Consider the following 18,397-nt stretch of genomic DNA (forward strand, 5'->3'; position numbering starts at 1 on the left):
TCATCTCTAGTTTTATAAGCGCTACGCGCGTTGATTAAGTACGGTGGTGTGAGGCACTTTGTGTCTCACACCCCGTTGCTGTACTTAACGCACTTGCACACTGCTCTATTACGACATACAAGAGCTTGGGGATTGACCTGGGTTCTCACTTTATGTCGTAATAAAGTGCTAAGTGGCACAATTTTTCGGGCTTTATGTTTAATTGCAACAATCTACTTAGGAGCTTGCTGCCAAACGAAATTTCCCTTCTCGGGAATTTTTCTTTACTAAGCTATTAGTATTTGCGAGGTGAGCATTTTAGAAGATCCTACGGAATAGGGCGACGGCCAGATGGTTCCTTGTGAATGGAACGTTCCGCTATTATTAAGCAAAACTTGTTGTGCTTAAGGGGATGGATAGAGATGATTAATAAAAAATTAATAATTTTAGGTGTGCTTTAAAGCTTCTTAGAAAGATTTTTCATACACCAAGAACATGAAAAAACATGGAAAGTAGATTCTAATCGGCAAGCAGTTTGTCTGATTGCTACGGCATATTTATTGATATTCAGTGGCCTTCACACCCACCTATGAAACGCAATCTCTGGGCATCTATGCAGCAAATAGATTTTACCGCTTACTCTGGAGTGCTACCGGGTCTGATGGTAATGGGTGTGGTAGTGGCAGCTCGGCTTACGGGTTCGATGCAGGGGTTAGAATGGTCAGCCTTTGACCGAATGTTGCGATCGCGCCCTCTAGAACCTATGGATGAACGGGTTGTTATCGTTGGCATTACTGAATCCGATATTGGCCGTCTTGGCACCTACCCGATTCCTGATCGCACTCTTGCTCAATTATTAACGACGTTGCAGGGCTACCAACCCACCGCCATTGGAGTAGACCTGTTTCGTGACCTGGCTGTTCCCCCCGGAGATGAACAGGGATATGTTGCTTTGAAGCAAGCATTTCAATCCAAACCTAACATTATTGCCATTGAAAAAATCTTGCCTGGAGCGAGTGGTTATACCGTTTCTGCACCCCCATATTTGCCACCCGAACAGGTCGGCTTTGCGGATGCTCTGCCAGATAGTGATGGGGCCTATAGACGTAGTCTTTTGGGTAGCCTGAATCAACAGAAGGAGTATCGATTTTCCTTCTCGATTCGCTTGGTAGATCAGTACTTGGCCCCTCAAGGTTTGGGGTTGCGCAATGGAGAGCGTGATTCTAAAGCTATGCAGTTTGGGAATGTGGAAATTCCTCGCTTCCAGCCCAATACTGGGGGATATGTACGAACAGATGCTGGCGGTGAGCAGACTCTGCTCAATTTCCGTAAGGGACGAAATCCATTTCGTCGCGTTTCTTTAGAGGACATTGAAACAGGACGCATTCAACCAGAATGGTTTCGCGGCAAAATTATTCTCATTGGCATTACGGCAGAGAGTGCCAGGGATACAATCACTTCCTCAGCTGTCGATATTGATAATCCTTCTTTGTTTTACGGTGTGGAAGCTCAGGCTCACGCCGTCAGCCAGTTGCTCGGTGCCGTGCTGGATGGACGGCCCCTGCTTCGTACCTGGACAGAACCCTGGGAGTATACCTGGATTGCGGCCTGGAGTATCTTGGGTTTGTTGGTAGCATGGTGGTTGCGATCGCCCCTCCGGATTCTAGCAGGGGTAGCGATCGCCACCCTGGCACTTCTCGGTTCGAGTTATGGAGCTCTACTATGGGGTTGGTGGTTGCCCCTTGTCCCGGCTCTCATCGGGTTGGTGTTGAATGGGGCTGGGCTGGCACTTGCAGCGTTTTATCGGCAAGAGCAGGATTTGCGATCGCGTCTCATTGAGCGACAGGCTATCATTGAGCATACCTTTAGTGCTATTCATAATGGGCCTCTGCAAACTCTGGCCACGTTGTTGAAACAAACAGCAGAATTAGATACCTCCTCCAGTTATATCCATGAAGATTTGCAACATTTGAATCAAGAGCTGCGAGCTGTGTATGAGTCGGTACGCAAGGAGGCGCTGGTGCAGAGCGATCGCCTCTATCTCAGTGTGAATTGTGCATTAGACCTGCAATCCCCACTTCACGAATTACTTTATGAGGTCTATAGCTCTGTACTGGAACGAGGCTTTGAGGGGTTTCAGTCTCTTAAGCTCAAAGTTGTTAGATTTGAACCGATGGTTGACGAGAATCTCACCCTTGAGCAACGTCGTTCTCTCTGCCGATTTCTGGAAGAAGCATTATGTAACGTTGGTAAGCATGCTGTTAAACCAACGCGGCTTCAGGTGAATTGCAGCCAGTTGAATGGTATAAATATTATTCGTGTTGTAGATAATGGAGCCAATCTTGAAATCGAAAAGAATACGGTAATAACAGAAGTCAATCATTATTCCAAAGGTATAGGAACGAAACAAGCAAAGCAACTTGCGCGAAAATTACATGGACAATATCGGTGCTTGCTTCATTCACCTGACGGCACTATCTGCGAACTGACCTGGCCATCTCAAGAAAGATCGATTCCCTGGAATTTTGCTGCAAAAATGTTGGAAGCAAAGCAGAAATAAGATCAAGATAATCTGAACTGAGGTTCGATACTTGTGTGCATAGAATTTATCGGAGAACTGGAAATCAATTTTGGAGAGTGCGATGCCTGCGTATCGTGCTCTCCAAAATTGATTTCCGGATAGGCTCATCGTGTACAGATCTTTCACGTTTTCAATAGTCATTGCTACTCAATTACAGAGATTGGGAAGTATTAATCATGAGCCGCGATCAGCAAATTATCGGCTTCAACAAGGGTGATTGATCACTGCAAGCCTAGTTCTGCCAGAACAGACCTGCAGGGCAGCCCGATCTCTCATACAGGGCCAGAGGAGTTAATTTATGGTGAAAAAAGAAGGCTTCCTTTCTCAGCAAATGATGCGTTTTTCTACCGCTGTCATCTTGCTCAGTATGGCTGAAGTTGGATGGGTATTGCTCACTCCGGTTCGGGCTCAAGAGAGGCGACCTGGTGAAGCAATTAACTCTGTCGTCCCTCTGGGAACTACCCTTCCACAAGCCTATTGGGATGCTATTGAAGATGCCAGAACTCCAGAGCCCAATGAAGTCTTCCGCAACCTGACGGCCATCACTCCCTACAACAACACCCTGGTCCGAGATGACCAGGACCGTGTTTTAGTCACGACCTGGACCACCTGGAATGGGTATACACAGAATATAGGAAACCGGCTCATTCTCACCCGAGATCTATGGGTTACAGTCGTTCCCGATCTCCAGAATTTTTGCGAAAACTACACCCCGACAGCCGAGATACCTCTGGCTGCACGCCTCAATCAGCTTCTTGGTTTACCTCCGGAAACGAGCGATCGCCTTGCCAGCCGTCAAGTGGTCGAAATTTGGGTTGATCCTCAGTTTCTCTTTCGCCCCAGTCCCGACCCTGAAATTACCGACCATGAAGCTGAATTAGGTTTTCGATCTGCCAATGAGTTCCTGTCCGTATCGTCTGCCTATCAACAATGGTTTTATGCCCAGTACGATCAGCGCTATCAATCCAATGGGCAACCTATTACCCGAACTAGTGTAGAGGCATCTGGTACCCTACCTTACCCCTGGACACAATTGGGATATACCTACGATTGGGGAAGCTCATCGGACTGGGCAACTGTCGAGCCAAACCACCCTGAGAACGTCGGATTAAGTGAATTTGTCATTCGACAATGGTCACCTATTTCTGTTAAGGCCACACGAAGCGTTGACGATTACTGCCGCTAATCAGGAGAAGGCGTAGATCTCCAGAAAAACAATAAGATACAAAAGGCTGTGCCGCCCGCGAAACGGGCGGCACAGCCTTTTGTATCTTATGTTAATTGGGTTGAGTTACTGGGGAATGTAGTTTCCACATGCGAAAATTATGCCAATCTAGCAACGGCTGGAATGCATATTAATATCCAGCTAGCTTGCCTCTTCGCTTGGCTTCCCGTTCAGCCCAGTGGAAGGCAATCAGCCCCAGCCCAAAGTAGACCACGCCATTGAGGAGCGCCACAAGGAACTGAGCGAAGTTTAATGCTTGCCCACGTGCCATTAATTCGCGTAGGAGCCCCGCTCCGGGTGTCATTGGTAGGAGCAATGCTACCAACTTGTAGCCGCCGGGCCAACTTTCACTTGGTACTAACAGCAGGAAAAACAACATGAACTGAAAAATTCCCAACAATTGCTGAACTTGCTTGAGCAGTAGTGCCAGTGAGCCCATTCCTAGCGCTAATCCATAAGCACCCAGAAGTACACTCACAAGCGGCAGCAGTAGGACTGGAGGGAACGATAAACGGCTGCCTGTTAGCAGCATGATTAACAGGAGAATACTGACATTAAGTGTGAGTTGAGTGGTCAGACTGGCAAAGGCTCGGATCAGGAATACTCGTGTGGCACCAAAGGGAGAGAGAAAAATTTGTTCTAAAGTCCCGGTCTGGGCCTCTCGCTGTAGCCCTTGAGCAATATCGCTAATGATAAATAGCACTAGCGACCACAGGACGTAGCCGACAATAACAGAATCTAAGCGATCGCCAAATTGCGCACTTGGGCCTCCCACGTACTGGAAGCTGAGAAATAGCCCGTAGAAGACGATCGTAATACCAATTACGCCACTAATCGCTTCTGCTGAGTATCGCCTGAGCGTGATCCAATTACGCTTCAGTTCTGCCAGAAAGAGTTTAAACATTGCGGTTCTCTCGCACCAGTTTTAGAAATACGTCCGTCAGATTGGCTTGATCCTTTTGCACGCGCAGCAGTGGCAGAGGGTTCAGGATTTCCAGTACGGCATAGAGCTGAGTTGGTTCTGTCGCATGTACTACGCCATCTTCAGTGATTGTCACCCCCAATGCTTCTAATTTGCGAATACGCTCTGGCTCAATTGCCCGTTCCGGCTCAATCACATAGGTACTTCCCGAAAACCGTTGAATCAAATCTTCGGTTGCCTCTTCCGCCACAATTTCTCCTCGATTGATGATGGCAACCCGATCCGAGAGTTCTTCTGCGATCGCCAGTTGGTGTGTGGTTAGCAGAATGGCACACCCTTCGGTGGCAATTTCTCGCACTAGCTGTTTGACATCTTCGGTTGCTTCTACATCCAGGCCCAGCGTCGGTTCATCGAGCAGGAGCAGTTGAGGCTGATGCATTAAGGCAACCGAAATTGCTAACTTCTGCTGCATACCCCGCGAGAGGGATTGCACGACGGTTTGCCGCTTATCCATGAGGCTAAACCGCTCCAGGAGTTCTCGTCCCCGGCGACGGGCTGTCCGCTGGTCTAGTCCACGTAACACTCCGAAGTATTCCAGATTTTCCTCTGCTGTCAGCCGCCAGTACACATTGCGGTTTCCTTCTAGAACGGCACCCAGCGATCGCAGTGCCTGAGGATTACGATGTGGGTCGCGATCGCTAATTCTCACCCAACCATCATCAGGTTGAATCAGGCCAGCAATCATTTTGATGCTGGTGGTCTTTCCTGCCCCATTGGGGCCCAGAAACGCCAGCACTTCTCCCGCTGAGATGCTTAAGGATACATCTCGGACAGCAGCGATTGTTCGTCCTTTTTCACTGTAGGACTTCTTCAGATTGCGAGCTTCAAGAATGATCATGACAAATTTAGGGGTTATATCCCAATTCTAAAGCTATTTTAAATCCGTAGTTGCCATGGGCTTTTGCCGGATCAGGGTCATTGTTTTCCTGCTTACGCACGTAAGTTTTGTGGTTACTCTTGAAGGTTTTATTGCAATTTTCTATGAGAAGTAATCTTTTGCAAACCCATTGTCTTAAACCAGCAATTCGAAGATTATCGCGATAAATTTGGTGAAAATAGACCGTTCTTTTTTGATTATATTTAATTTCCTCCTTAGAGCATATTTTTGAACTTGAGCATTGCTCTGCTCATCGTGATTCGAATAGTTGTTGCGGAAGGGATGCTTAGCACTCCTCCCATAAGCCTAGGCAGAAACCAACCTATGTTTTGGGGTACGGATGCAACGTACCCTTACTCCAAGGAGGTTTCTGGAAAAACAATATCCCCATTTTTTGGAAAGAGGACGTGGTTTCACCGCGTCCTCTTTCCAAAAAATGGGGAAGTTCTTTTCTGGAAATCTCCCAAAACATAAGTTGGTTTTCGTTGTGAAGCCCTAGTTCACTATTTTGGTTGAGGAAAAGCCAGGTTTAGCTCTGTAACGTGTAAATGTTCTGTTTCTTTAAGTCCTTGCAGTAGCTTTGCATTATTGGGGCACTGCGGGTATCTAATACAGTCTTTACTCCATTCGATAGATTTATTTACTTGCAATATCCACTCCTAACTAGCCACTCAAGCGAAATGAGCAACATGTTCAGCGATCGCAATTTCGTCAATCTTGACCTTTACTCATCCTACTCGTCTCACAAAACTGAGCAGCGAGCAACTTTTCAGCGTTGGGCACAAAGACTAGCAATTTGCTTGCTCATTGTTTTCATAAGCCTTGGTATTGGCCTTCTGAACGGCAGTGCGGCTCAAGCTTTATCACTCCAACAGAAGGGGTTGTCAGTATTTGAGGGAAGGCAGACAGAAGGTATCTTGCTGGCTCAAAATGTGGGAGATAACTTTGTTATCACAGCTGTGAATAAAGCAGAAGCAGCTGTCGTTCAGGTAAACGTGTCTCGTTCCTTAGCAGGAAACCGATCAGTACCCGATTTCTTTAGGCCCTTTGGAGGTGGAGGACAATCTGCCCCGTCGAATGCCCCCGTGCTGCGAGGCATTGGTTCTGGATTTGTGATTGATTCGAGTGGGCTGATTCTGACCAATGCCCATGTCGTGAACGAAGCCGATACTGTAACAGTATCGTTTCAGGATGGTCGCATTCTGGAGGGGCAGGTACTGGGGAAGGACCCCGTAACCGATGTAGCGGTAATTCAAGTACAAGCTGAAGACTTGCCTACTGTTACCATTGGAGACTCTGATGCGGTACAGCAGGGGCAATGGGCAATCGCGATTGGTAATCCCCTTGGGTTGCAGGAAACCGTAACGGTGGGTGTGATTAGCGGTACTGAGCGGTCTAGCGCAGCTATCGGTATTCCAGATAAGCGAGTTGGTTTTATCCAAACAGATGCGGCGATTAATCCAGGTAACTCTGGAGGGCCACTTCTAAATGCAGCAGGAGATGTGATTGGCATTAACACGGCCATTCTCCAGGGAACCCAAGGACTCGGCTTTGCAATTCCTATCAATACCGCTCAACTGGTTGCCCAACAACTGATCACAACGGGACAGGTTCAACACCCTTACATTGGAGTGCAAATGACTGCACTGAATCCACAAGTGAAGGAGTTTATCAATACATCTCCTGATAGTGGAATGCAGGTCAAGGTAGAACAGGGAGTTTTGGTGGTTCAGGTTCAGCGAAATTCACCCGCTGCGAAAGCAGGTGTGCGTGCTGGTGATGTCATTCAAACGATTGACGATCAACCTGTCACTAAAGCTAGTAAGGTGCAGCAGTTAATTGATCGGGCAGGAGTTGGCGGTAAATTACCTGTAAAACTGCAGCGCAATGAACAAACCGTGGCTCTAACCATTGAACCGGAACAGCTTCCCCCAGTGGTAACTCGATAATGAAAGCAATACCCCCCAATGGGAGATGGAGAGTTGGTCATGCAGACAGTTTCTCAATCAAAGCCCTATTCCTTAAAGGATTGGCAAGGGGGTAATTGCTCTCTCAAGGAGGAGTTTGATTATTGGATCGAGGATGTTGAGGGTGAAATTCCAGCCGAGCTGAATGGTACTTTGTTCCGGAATGGGCCGGGATTGCTCGATGTTAATGGGCGACGAATCACCCATCCCTTTGATGGAGATGGCATGATTTGTGCGATCGCCTTCTCTCAAGGACGCGCCCACTTTCGCAATCGCTTTGTACGCACTGAAGAATATTGTGCAGAGCAAAAAGCAGGTCGAATGCTGTATCGAGGGGTATTTGGTACGCGAAAGCCAGGAGGCTGGTTAGCCAATACCTTTGATTTACACAAGAAGAATGTTGCAAATACCAATGTGATTTATTGGGGTAGGAAGCTAATGGCGCTTTGGGAAGCGTCCCACCCCTATCACATTGATCCCCATACCCTCGAAACCCTAGGGATTGAAACTCTGAATGGTGCGCTACATAAAGGTTCTCCCTTTGCCGCCCATCCCATGATTGACCCAGGAGATGAGCATCGAGAGCCCCGTTTAGTAACCTTTTCGGTGAAACCAGGCCCACTCACCACAATTACTGTATATGAGCTGAATTTGGATGGAAACGTAGTCGAAAAGCATGACCATCGGATTCCAGGCTTTGCTTTTATCCATGACTTTGCTATTACACCCAACTACTGCCTATTCTTCCAAAATCCAGTTACGTTTAATCCCATTCCTTATGTTTTTGGTCTACGGGGAGCTGCAGAGTGCATTACATTTCATGGCGATCGCCCCACTAAAATCTGGGTTATTCCCCGTCATGAATCGAAGCCAGTACACACATTAGAAGCAGATCCCTGTTTTGTTTTCCACCATGCTAATGCGTTTGAGCAGGGCGATCGCATTATTGTCGATTCTGTATGCTACGAAGACTTTCCAAAGGTGGATCATAACCTCAACTATCAGGAAACAGACTTCGACAATATGCAGCCAGGGCAGCTCTGGCGCTTTGATCTGAACTTGAAGTCAAAAACGGCAAAACGTGATCTGCTCGTTAGCCGGTCTTGCGAGTTTCCCTTTATTCATCCGGCCCTGATTGGGCAGCGCCACCGTTGGGTGTTTTTAGCGGCAGCTCATGAGGCGGAGGGCAATGCGCCGCAGCAAGCCTTACTTAAAGTGAATGTGGAGACTGGAGAACAAGAGGTATGGAGTGCTGCACCGAAAGGATTTACCGGGGAACCCGTGTTTGTGCCAAAGCCGAACAGTTTGCAGGAAGATGAGGGTTGGGTGCTCGATCTCGTTTATGATGCGGCTCACCACCGAACAGATGTCGTCATCCTTGATGGGCAGCATATTGAGCAGGGACCGATCGCCCGCCTTCACCTCAAACACCACATTCTCTACGGGTTACATGGTTGCTTTAGCCCAGCCATCAAAATGTAGGAGGGTGATTATTTCTGTCGCTTCGTGACAGAAATAATCACCCTTTAGCACCTTTGGCATTTATGATGCATCTTCAATGCCCATAATTGTGTCCCCAATGGCACGAGCCGTTTCGGCAATGCCTTCTTCAACGTCTGGAGGAGGCGCTGTAATGTTCTCGTTCTGTCCTTCAACGCGCAGCAGTACTTTATCCAAGCCTGCCTCTCCAATATTTGGATCCCCATCAAACTTACCTTCTGGGTAAGCCTGATTCTCATCCTGAGAGCGGTTCTCATCTGGCATAAACGTTAACTCCTCCTATTGATACGGCTCTATTAAAAAATTGCGAACTGCCTCTATCCGTGCTTTGCGCCCTGTGGTAAAAAGGCTGCTGAGTCATAATAAGTGCGAAAGCGCTTCACGTTTTCACCGTCAAACTCCAGTACACTTATGCCGCGATACGTAATCTCTTCGGAGGTTGATAATGTGCCCTTTGAAACCCATTCCAATACAGACGTGTTCTCGCTTTCGACAATATTGGTAAATTCAGAATGGATATGGTTAAACACGAACAGATATTTCTGCCAAAAGCGATAAGCGCCCTCCTTCCCCTTCAAAGGCTCTAGCGTGGCCAGATTCATTAACTCTGCATTGCTGGAGAACAAGGCAACGAGCGATTCAATATCACCTGTTTCCTCAGTTTTTTGCAGCGTGTGTATGAATCGTGAGGTAATGTCACGGGTACTTGCGGTATAGGTCATGTCTGGTTTTCAGTTTGAGTGCAGATTTACTTCTTGTTTAGGCTTTCTGGAGAGATAATTTTTTGGGGATTATGCAGAATTGCATGATCAAGGTGCGGTAGCAACTAGAAGTTACACGCATAGCTCACATAAAGCGATGGCTCTAAAGAGAAATCGATAGAGACTCAGGAGTGAGGATGATTGCGATCGCTCCTGCTACCTATAACCCACGCCACCAGCCTAAAAACCTCAGTCCATCTTTTCATCCAACTCTTGAGGCATATTCCTTTTTAGAGTTCCTGCCTTCTGGAGGAGGTCAGATGCTACTTCGGTGCTGTTCTACATGCTCGCCATTTTTCTCAAGTCCTTTGTGTACGCGACGTGCGTGTAAAATCGAGAACTTGAGAAAAATGGCGAGGGTCTAGGCGTGTAGTTGATTGAAACATAATCTGATGCTTATGCAACCATGTTCCGCCAAAACTGTTGGTTGAATTTAAAGGCTTTGCAAAACTTTTACCTTGGAGGATGTTAATCAGTCAACTTATAGTACATTTGTATAAATTGATGTGCAGTGATATGGCTTCCACGCTTACCGTTTCAGGAAAAGTGATGGGTAAAACTCAACCCATCTTCACGAACTGGCAATTACGGCTGGAGATTGAGAATGCAATTACCTTACGAGATCTGCTCACTCAAATTGTGCGCAGTGAAGTTGCTGGCTTTCAAGATCGCCAACAACAACGTCGCTTAATACAGGTTCTCAGCCCTGCCCAAATTAGTTTAGGGGTTGAGCAGGGCAAGGTGGATTTGGGGGGGAGCGACCTGGCACAAGAAGTTGACGTTGATGAAGCGATCGCCACCGCGCTACAAGCATTTACGGATGGCTTATATTTTGTGTTTCTGGATGAGCAACAGCAGGGAAATCTAGATGATGTTGTGACGTTGCAACCCAATTCGCAACTGTTGTTTTTACGGCTGGTTCCTTTGGTGGGCGGGTAATATGCTAAATCGCGAAGTTGCTCAGGCTCAGTTGAAAAAGCTTTACTTGGCAGATTGGAAGTCGCAACGCGTTCAACGATTGGCCGACCTTCCCGAAGGTTTACGAATAGTCGGCCGTGGCATCTTAGGATACGGTGCAGACGGACAGAATCTTAATGCTGCTGAGCTTTATCAACTTCAAGAGCAATTTTATCGACAGTTAGATCAACTGGCCCCTTCTGATCGGCTACAAATTTTTTGCATTCTCTTCCCCAAATTTGCCGCGACGGTGGAAGCAGCATGGCAACTGTTGGGGCAACTACCCTATCAATCAGGCCATAGTCGGCGATCGTTTCGGACTCCAGCCCATCCTGAATTGAGTGCAGCCAAGCGATACCAGTGGTTTCAACAGTTTGTTTACGCTGTAGAGGGCTACGATCAGGATTTGGAGTGGTTTGCTGCGTGGGCACCTTACCTGCCCTATTACTATGCCACCGATGTGCTGGGCATATTGTTTGCGGCGGCGATCGCACAAAATGATGAGTTAGGACACGCCCTGTTCACGGTTTTGACGGCTTCAGCCAGCAATAATCATGAGATTGGTGCGATGGGACGGCATGTCACCCGTGCGCTCTTAATGGCCGACCGACTGGAGGGTTGGGAATTTATTGAGCGGTTATTGCTGGCTGCGCAACGGCAGGAAGGGTTGCGCCAAAGCATTTTAGAGACAATTGACGAAGCCCATCCGATCGCTTTTAAGCGAATGCTCCGACTCATTCTAGAGCAAAAATTGACGCGCTTTAGTGCCACCATTCGAGCGATTGATGTCTGGTTTGGGTTTGGGCTGGAATCACTGGATGAAAAAACTGCTCAACAGTTCATTGGTCAGGTCTTGGAACTGCTGGAGAATCCTGATGCTCAATCGACGGCAATGGCCAGCGAAGACCCGCAGCTTGTTTATTTGGCACTGTGGGCCGCCGGATTTATCGATGCGGTAGCCGCCATTGATCTCGCTGTGCTCTTGCTTGACCATTCAGAGGCGACACATCGGTTTGTCGCGGTCCACTTTCTCGGCCAGTTAGAGATTACGCCAGCCCGATTCATGCTGTTGTCGGCGGTGAGCGATCGCGACTTGTCAGTTGCAACGGCTGCGGTACAGGCTCTCGCTCGTACAGGTGACACCACGATTCAGCAAGATTCTGATCTGTTTGAGCGATTGGAACAGGTTTTACCCCACTTTCCCGCCAAGCCTCAAACTCGATCGATGGTGTGGCAATGGATTAAGCTTGAACCGAGCCAAGCTCTTGTTGCATCCGTGTTGCAGCATAACCTGGGTGAGCGATCGCCCAAACGCCTAATTCCGTATCTACCGCTGCTTGATCCTTATGGACGCAGTAATGTTGCGAAGTTGCTGAGCGACATCAAACCATGGGACGCTGAGATTCGCACGGCGTTATTCCAATTGCTAGCCGATGCCAGCAGTTGGGTGCGGGAACAAGTGCTCCGGCTGCTACAGCCATGCGAAATTACTCCAGCAGAAAGCATTGAGTTAGAGCAATTATTGACCCGCACGGCCAGCGATTTACGGCGCGGTATTTTGGGTTTACTGTTGAGTCAGCCGGATGAAGCGGCGATTGCCTCGGCAGAACGCTTGCTTGCGGCTAAAAAAGCCCCCCAACGTCAGGCAGGCTTGGAACTTCTGCGAGAACTGGTGCAGCAGCAACGGCTGCTTGGACAAGCCCAGCAATTGGCAACCGCTTATCAGGCCCGCCCCAAGCTGACTGTAACCGAAACGCAATTGCTGACGGCCATTTTAGAGTCCAAGGCCGAAGCCACGCTAACAGATGCATTGGGCCTGGTTCAAGTTCAAGATTTGACTCCGATCGCCCCACTTCCAACCATCGCGGCAACGCAAATTGTCACAGACTCTGCCACGAGTTGTTTGTCAGCGCTTGATGAACTCATTCATGAGCATCGTCAAACACCTGTCAAAATTAGCTGGAACGGGGAAGAGGAAGAGTTGTTGGGCAATCTCACCTGGAAGTTCCCGCAAATTGATCCAAAACTATCTCAGGAGCAGAACCTGGAACGCTTGCCACTGAGTGATGTGTGGTTGAACTGGTGGCGCGATCGCGACGAAGCGACTCGCGATGTGGATGGTTTGGAATTGGTGCGGGCGATCGCCCCTCGCTTTAATTACAGGCCAGATCCCTATGGCCGAGAGAAGACCGCAACCGATCAAGCCAGCCTTCCGGAACGTGTTCTATCCGAGCTACAATCCCAGGTTGGACAGACCAATTCCTCTCTGCGTTATCCAGACCAAATCAATAGTATTATTCGCTGGTTGCTGTATCTGCACCCCTCTGAGCAAACCTTTGTGTATTGCTTAGATGCCATCACCCTACTGCTGAACACGATTCCGATTCATGAGCTGAAGGATGACCCGCAGTGGGGGCTCAACCAGTATTGGGGAGTGCGAGGGCAGATAGCCAGCTTCATCGGCTATTGGTTGCGCTTTGCTCGAACCTATAGCTCCACCGCAAATGCTGAGCAGTGCACTCGATGGTGGCATCTTGTGCGCTGGATCGATCGCCATTTGCCTAGCTACCAGGCGATGACCACCATTTGGGATATCTACGAGGCCTACCAAGTGGGTGGTGCAAGGGAGGCGGATCTGGTGTTTCACTTGTTAGGTGCTGAGGAACGCATGGCTGGAACTGCTCAGCCTGTGGGGAATCCGGCAGAGGCCAAAGCGAATCTCAGAACATCATTTCCAGATCTATCGCAACTTACGCGCCGTAATTTAGGCGAATATTACACGGCTCATCCCTTCTTACTGGAACTGGTTGATCGTGCCCGCCAACGCATTTTGATGATTGAGCTACAACGGGGTGACCTACCTACTGCTGCCAGCCATGCAGCACGAGCACTCAGGTCGATCGTTGGTATGACGACGGTGATTCAACTCATCCAGGCTTTCGATTGCAACAAGCTGGTGCGTCACTACACCTACAACAGCCTCAGCAAAGCGGCTATTTTTAGCCATCTGATGCGTATCAGTTTTCCTGCTGCCGAAGACACGCCTGCCGAATTTTCTCAGCGTGTCCAATCGGCTCAAATCAAGCCAGAAAAACTCGTTCAGTTTGCCTTTTACGCGCCGCAGTGGGTCAACTATATCGAGCACACCCTGGGTTGGTCCGGTTTTACCGAGGCGATTTGGTGGTTCCATGCCCATACGAAGGATAACGGCTGGACTGTTGAGCCCGATGTACGCGAAACCTGGGTAGCGCAAATCAGCGAGCGAACTCCACTATCCGCTCAGATCCTGGTTGATGGGGCTGTCGATGTGGAATGGTTCCATCGTCTCTACAAGCTACTCGGGGCGGATCGCTGGAATCAACTCTACGAGGCCGCACAATATGCTTCCAGTGGAGCTGGACACCAACGCGCCAAACTATTTGCTGATGCCATGTTGGGCAATCTGGAGTCACAAAACCTGCGCGATCGCATGACTAAAAAACGTCATCAAGATTCGGTGCGAGCCTTGGGACTACTGCCCCTGCCCGAAGAAAATCGCGATCGTGAAATTCTGAACCGCTACCAAACGCTGCAAGATTTTCTTCGCACTAGCAAAAAGTTTGGTTCTCAGCGGCAGGCGAGTGAAAAATTAGCTGTTTCGATCGGCATGGAAAACCTGGCTCGTACAGCAGGGTTTGTTGATCCACAGCGGCTTCAATGGGCCATGGAAGCAGAGGCGATCGCTGACTTAAGCGAACAGGCGCAAACCGTCACGGTCGATCAGGTGAGTGTCAGCCTGTCGATTACGGCTAAGGGCGAGCCAGAAGTCACGATCACAAAGCAAGGAAAGCCTCTAAAAGCCATTCCTGCCAAGCTGAAAAAACAACCTGAAATTCAAGCCCTCACGAACCGCAAACAGGAAATTACTCAGCAAGCCTCTCGCATTCGGATTTCGTTAGAGCAGGCCATGTGCCGTGGCGATCGCTTCACCGCCGCCGAACTTGTTCAACTGGCAAAACATCCTGTCCTATTTCCGATGCTGAGTCAGTTAGTGTTGATAGGTAATACTGAAAGCGGTTATTTGGTGGAACAGGGCACAGCTTTACGAAATCACAGTCAGGTCGTTACACCCATTACCTCGACTGAACTGCGAATTGCTCATCCCCACGATTTGTTGGCGACGCAGGAATGGCACCTGTGGCAGCAGGATTGTTTTGTGAGCGATCGCGTGCAACCCTTCAAGCAAATCTTCCGCGAATTGTACGTGCTTACCGGGGCCGAACAGTCAAAAACGATTTCCCGGCGTTACGAAGGGCATCAGGTTAGTCCAAAACAGGCGTTGGCTTTATGGGGACAACGCGGTTGGGTCGCGGCTCCCGAAGAAGGGGTGCGTCGCACGTTCCATACTGAAGGATTGGTTGCTGAGGTTGATTTTGCGGATGGGTTCTACACGCCGCTGGAAGTGGAAGGGCTGACAATCGCTGGAGTTCGTTTCCGGTCACGCGATAAGTGGCAGCCCATGCCGCTCTGCGAGGTATCTCCCCGTCTATTTAGCGAAGTCATGCGTGATCTGGATCTGGTCGTGAGTGTGGCACACCAGGGCGGGGTCGATCCAGAAGCCACCGCTTCAACGGTTGAGATGCGCTCAGCGTTGGTGCGCGAAACTTGTCGACTGTTGAAGTTGAATAATGTCCAGCTACAAAGCTCTCACGCCCTGATTGAAGGGCAATTGGGTAGTTATTCCGTACATTTGGGCAGTGCCATGGTGCATCGGCAACCCGGTGGCGCACTCTGCATTATGCCGGCCCATTCCCAACATCGTGGTAGGCTGTTTTTGCCATTTGTTGATCCTGATCCTAAAACGGCTGAAGTTGTATCGAAAATTCTACTGCTAGCGCGAGATAAAGAGATTCAGGACCCAACTATTTTGCAGCAGATTTTGTAGTGAACATCACCGAGAATAATCAGTTTGGCGGCAAATTAACAACTTTCTCTCGCCGTACCGAGTTCACTCGCCTTGCTGACAATCAACTCCTATGCCGAGCTAGAACGGAGTGGTGTTACTTTGATGTCGACCGCAACCGTCCCACAAAAATCCCTCAGGGGCTCAAATCAGCTTTTCTCCCAAGTGATATTATGTCAGGTTAAATGCCGATACTTGGTGTGGCAAGATTCGTAACAACCGCAAGCAAATCATCGGGATTAACAGGTTTTGAAAGATGCCGTTGAAATCCTGCAGCGGCTGATGCGGCATTGTCTTCTTCCTTTGCAAATGCCGTGAGGGCGATCGCAGGAATCTCGCGCTTCCGAGCGCATGGCAATGCTCTAATTTTACGAATTAGGGAGTATCCATCTTCCTCAGGCATGCCAATATCGCTGATTAATATATCAGCATCCCATCGCTGCATAATATCCAGTGCTTCTGCTGCTGATGCCGCTATGACTACCTCAGCTTGCTGTTCTTCCAGAATGAAGGCAATTAACTCTCGGTTGTCTGAATCGTCGTCAACCGCTAGAACTCGGAGTCCGGCCAGCAACGGAAAACCTTCTCCTGCCTCCCGGCCTTCAATAGAAACGATAGGTGATGCTTTGTGAAGAGGAAGTTGAACAACGAATGTTGCTCCTTGCCCTTCTCCTCCAGTGCTTGCATGGACACTGCCACCATGCAATTCAACTAAATGTCGCACAATTGCTAAACCCAGACCCAATCCGCTTTGTGCCCGAGTTTTAGAACTATCTGCTTGGCGAAATCGCTCAAATAGAAAAGGCAAAAAATCGGTTTTAATTCCTTCTCCGGTATCTGCAACAGTCAGTTGAGCAAACGAACCTACTTGCTCTAAATGAACGTCAACCTGGCCACCGCTAGGAGTAAATTTAATGGCATTTGAGAGTAAGTTGCTGACGATTTGTTCTAATCGATGGGCATCTCCCAAAACTTGATCCGCTAAAGGATCGAGTTTTGATGAAATATAAATTGATTTAGACTTAGCCGCAGGCTGAAATGTCTGGATGACAGCATCAATGGTTGGAACTAATGCAACAGGCTGTTTAATAATCTCCAATTTGTTTCGAATAATTCGCGAAACATCGAGCAAATCTTCAATCAGCTTGTTTTGAAGTTGAGCATTACGCTCGATGGTTTCAATCGCTCGGCTCACAATTGGATCATCAAAGTGCCGTTTTCGTAGCAATTGGGCCCATCCGAGCATCGAATTTAGGGGATTGCGTAATTCGTGAGAAACAATCGCTAAAAACTCATCCTTCGTCTGATTTGCTTGCTGTGCTTCTTGGTAGAGACGGGCATTATCCAGGGCGATCGCCGTTCGTCGTGCCAGTTCTTCCGCCATTTGCAAATCCGCTTGGTTATAGTGGCGATCCGTTTGAGTCAGAAGCAGGGTAATGGTTCCAAACGTTCGATTTGCAACCCGAATAGGTACTGTAATAGAGCTTTTAAGTCTCAGTTTTTGCAATAACTGAAGGTGTTTGGCATCCTGCGCAAGGTACTCAAGAACTGAGGCAGGAATGTCACGCCTTAACTCTGCTTGGCCTGTACGTAATACTTTAGCCGCACCATAACCTGCATTTGTGGGAGATGGGAAGCACCGCCTCAGTTCAAGCATCAGAGCGACCTGTTCCGGCTTCGCTGTTGCGACAATGGGTTCACCAAATGTCAATGTCATGGGTTCAATGACATCAGCGATGCAAATGTCCGCCAGGCTTGGTACTGCCAGATGGATAATGTTTTCCAGGGTTGTGCGATAGTCGAGAGATGTTGTTAAGAGACGACTGGCTTCCGCTAAAAAGTCTGACCGTTGCTTTTCAAGTTCTGCATAGGCTTCGGCCTGTTTTCGTTGGCTAATATCTTCAATGAGGCCATCAATGATGGTGCTGCCATAGGCACTGGTCAGGGTAGTGCTAATTTTCACCCAGCGCGTTTTACCATCTGCACAGCGCAGTTGAATTTCGCGATCGCGTACATTTCCATTTTGCTTCAACTGCGACAAAAGCTCAGTATAGTCTTGCGGTTGAAAGTAGGGTTCCAGGGATTGGCCAGAAGGAAGCTCATCCAGTATATCCAGCCCTAACAACCGGACAAAAGCTGCGTTGCCCTCCAACAGCGATCCATCCTCAGTCAGGCGGTAAACCCCAACATCAAGTTGATTCAGTAAGGCTTGAATTCGTGCTTGTAAACTTGCAGTTTGGCGTTGAGCTGCGACCCGCTCTAAGGCTGTTTCTACCGCAGCAGGCAGGCGAACATAGTGACTGGGAGATTTAATCACATAATCATCTAGCCCAGACTTCATGGCCTCCAGGGCAGTATCCTGAGTTGCCGTATTGGTAAACATGATGACAGGACAACTTGGATCTTGTGCTTTAATCGTTTTCAGTACTGTAATCCCATCACTCCAACGCAGTTGATAGTCAGTAATGACAACATCAAACGGAGATTCTGCTAAAGCCTGTTTAAACTGAGCCGCTGTACCCACTTCTGTTACCTGCAAGGCCTTAAACGCCTGCTTGAGCTGGCGCATTGCAAGGGTACGGTCGTCTCGATTATCGTCAATAAGAAGAAGCCTTAGCATAGGATA

Annotated in this window: 11 protein-coding genes; 6 read left to right on the forward strand and 5 right to left on the reverse strand. The window is 48.6% G+C overall.

Annotated elements, in window-relative coordinates; genetic code table 11:
* Positions 1-568: 568 nt before the first annotated feature.
* Both H6F91_RS00765 and H6F91_RS00770 read left to right on the forward strand, forming a co-directional pair.
* Entirely contained in the window at positions 569-2,539 is a 1,971-nt protein-coding gene (locus H6F91_RS00765; protein ID WP_190774341.1) for a CHASE2 domain-containing protein, read from the forward strand.
* A gap of 319 nt (positions 2,540-2,858) precedes the next feature.
* Positions 2,859-3,746, forward strand: coding sequence for a hypothetical protein (locus tag H6F91_RS00770; RefSeq protein ID WP_190774342.1), 888 nt, complete (start codon positions 2,859-2,861; stop codon positions 3,744-3,746).
* Positions 3,747-3,915: 169 nt separating this feature from the next.
* On the opposite strand, the gene H6F91_RS00775 is transcribed toward H6F91_RS00770, so the two are convergent.
* A complete protein-coding gene (locus tag H6F91_RS00775) occupies positions 3,916-4,689 on the reverse strand; it encodes an ABC transporter permease (RefSeq protein WP_190774343.1) in 774 nt (257 codons plus the stop codon).
* On the reverse strand, positions 4,682-5,605 hold the full coding sequence (locus tag H6F91_RS00780) for an ABC transporter ATP-binding protein (RefSeq protein ID WP_190774344.1): 924 nt from the start codon (positions 5,603-5,605) through the stop codon (positions 4,682-4,684). The genes H6F91_RS00775 and H6F91_RS00780 overlap by 8 nt, the downstream gene beginning before the upstream one ends.
* 719 nt (positions 5,606-6,324) lie before the next feature.
* On the opposite strand from H6F91_RS00780, the gene H6F91_RS00785 reads away from it, so the two are divergent.
* Both H6F91_RS00785 and H6F91_RS00790 read left to right on the forward strand, forming a co-directional pair.
* Positions 6,325-7,593 (forward strand): HhoA/HhoB/HtrA family serine endopeptidase, encoded by a 1,269-nt coding sequence (locus tag H6F91_RS00785; protein ID WP_190774345.1) that lies wholly within the window; start codon positions 6,325-6,327, stop codon positions 7,591-7,593.
* A 39-nt stretch (positions 7,594-7,632) separates the two neighbouring features.
* A complete protein-coding gene (locus H6F91_RS00790) occupies positions 7,633-9,093 on the forward strand; it encodes a carotenoid oxygenase family protein (protein ID WP_199307563.1) in 1,461 nt (486 codons plus the stop codon).
* 60 nt (positions 9,094-9,153) lie between these two features.
* On the opposite strand, the gene H6F91_RS00795 is transcribed toward H6F91_RS00790, so the two are convergent.
* The gene (locus H6F91_RS00795) at positions 9,154-9,375 is read right to left on the reverse strand and encodes a hypothetical protein (protein WP_190774347.1); all 222 of its coding nucleotides are present in this window, start codon (positions 9,373-9,375) and stop codon (positions 9,154-9,156) included.
* Positions 9,376-9,428: 53 nt separating this feature from the next.
* The gene (locus tag H6F91_RS00800) at positions 9,429-9,833 is read right to left on the reverse strand and encodes a nuclear transport factor 2 family protein (protein WP_190774348.1); all 405 of its coding nucleotides are present in this window, start codon (positions 9,831-9,833) and stop codon (positions 9,429-9,431) included.
* Positions 9,834-10,388: 555 nt separating this feature from the next.
* On the opposite strand from H6F91_RS00800, the gene H6F91_RS00805 reads away from it, so the two are divergent.
* A complete protein-coding gene (locus tag H6F91_RS00805) occupies positions 10,389-10,811 on the forward strand; it encodes a hypothetical protein (RefSeq protein WP_190774349.1) in 423 nt (140 codons plus the stop codon).
* A gap of 1 nt (position 10,812) precedes the next feature.
* The gene (locus H6F91_RS00810) at positions 10,813-15,753 is read left to right on the forward strand and encodes a DUF5724 domain-containing protein (RefSeq protein WP_190789181.1); all 4,941 of its coding nucleotides are present in this window, start codon (positions 10,813-10,815) and stop codon (positions 15,751-15,753) included.
* Positions 15,754-15,952: 199 nt separating this feature from the next.
* On the opposite strand, the gene H6F91_RS00815 is transcribed toward H6F91_RS00810, so the two are convergent.
* A complete protein-coding gene (locus H6F91_RS00815) occupies positions 15,953-18,391 on the reverse strand; it encodes a response regulator (protein WP_190774351.1) in 2,439 nt (812 codons plus the stop codon).
* Between the last annotated feature and the right edge of the window lie 6 nt (positions 18,392-18,397).

Origin of the sequence: Leptolyngbya sp. FACHB-8 (assembly GCF_014695575.1) — a bacterium.
In the GTDB taxonomy this organism is placed as follows: Bacteria; Cyanobacteriota; Cyanobacteriia; order Elainellales; family Elainellaceae; genus Vacuolonema.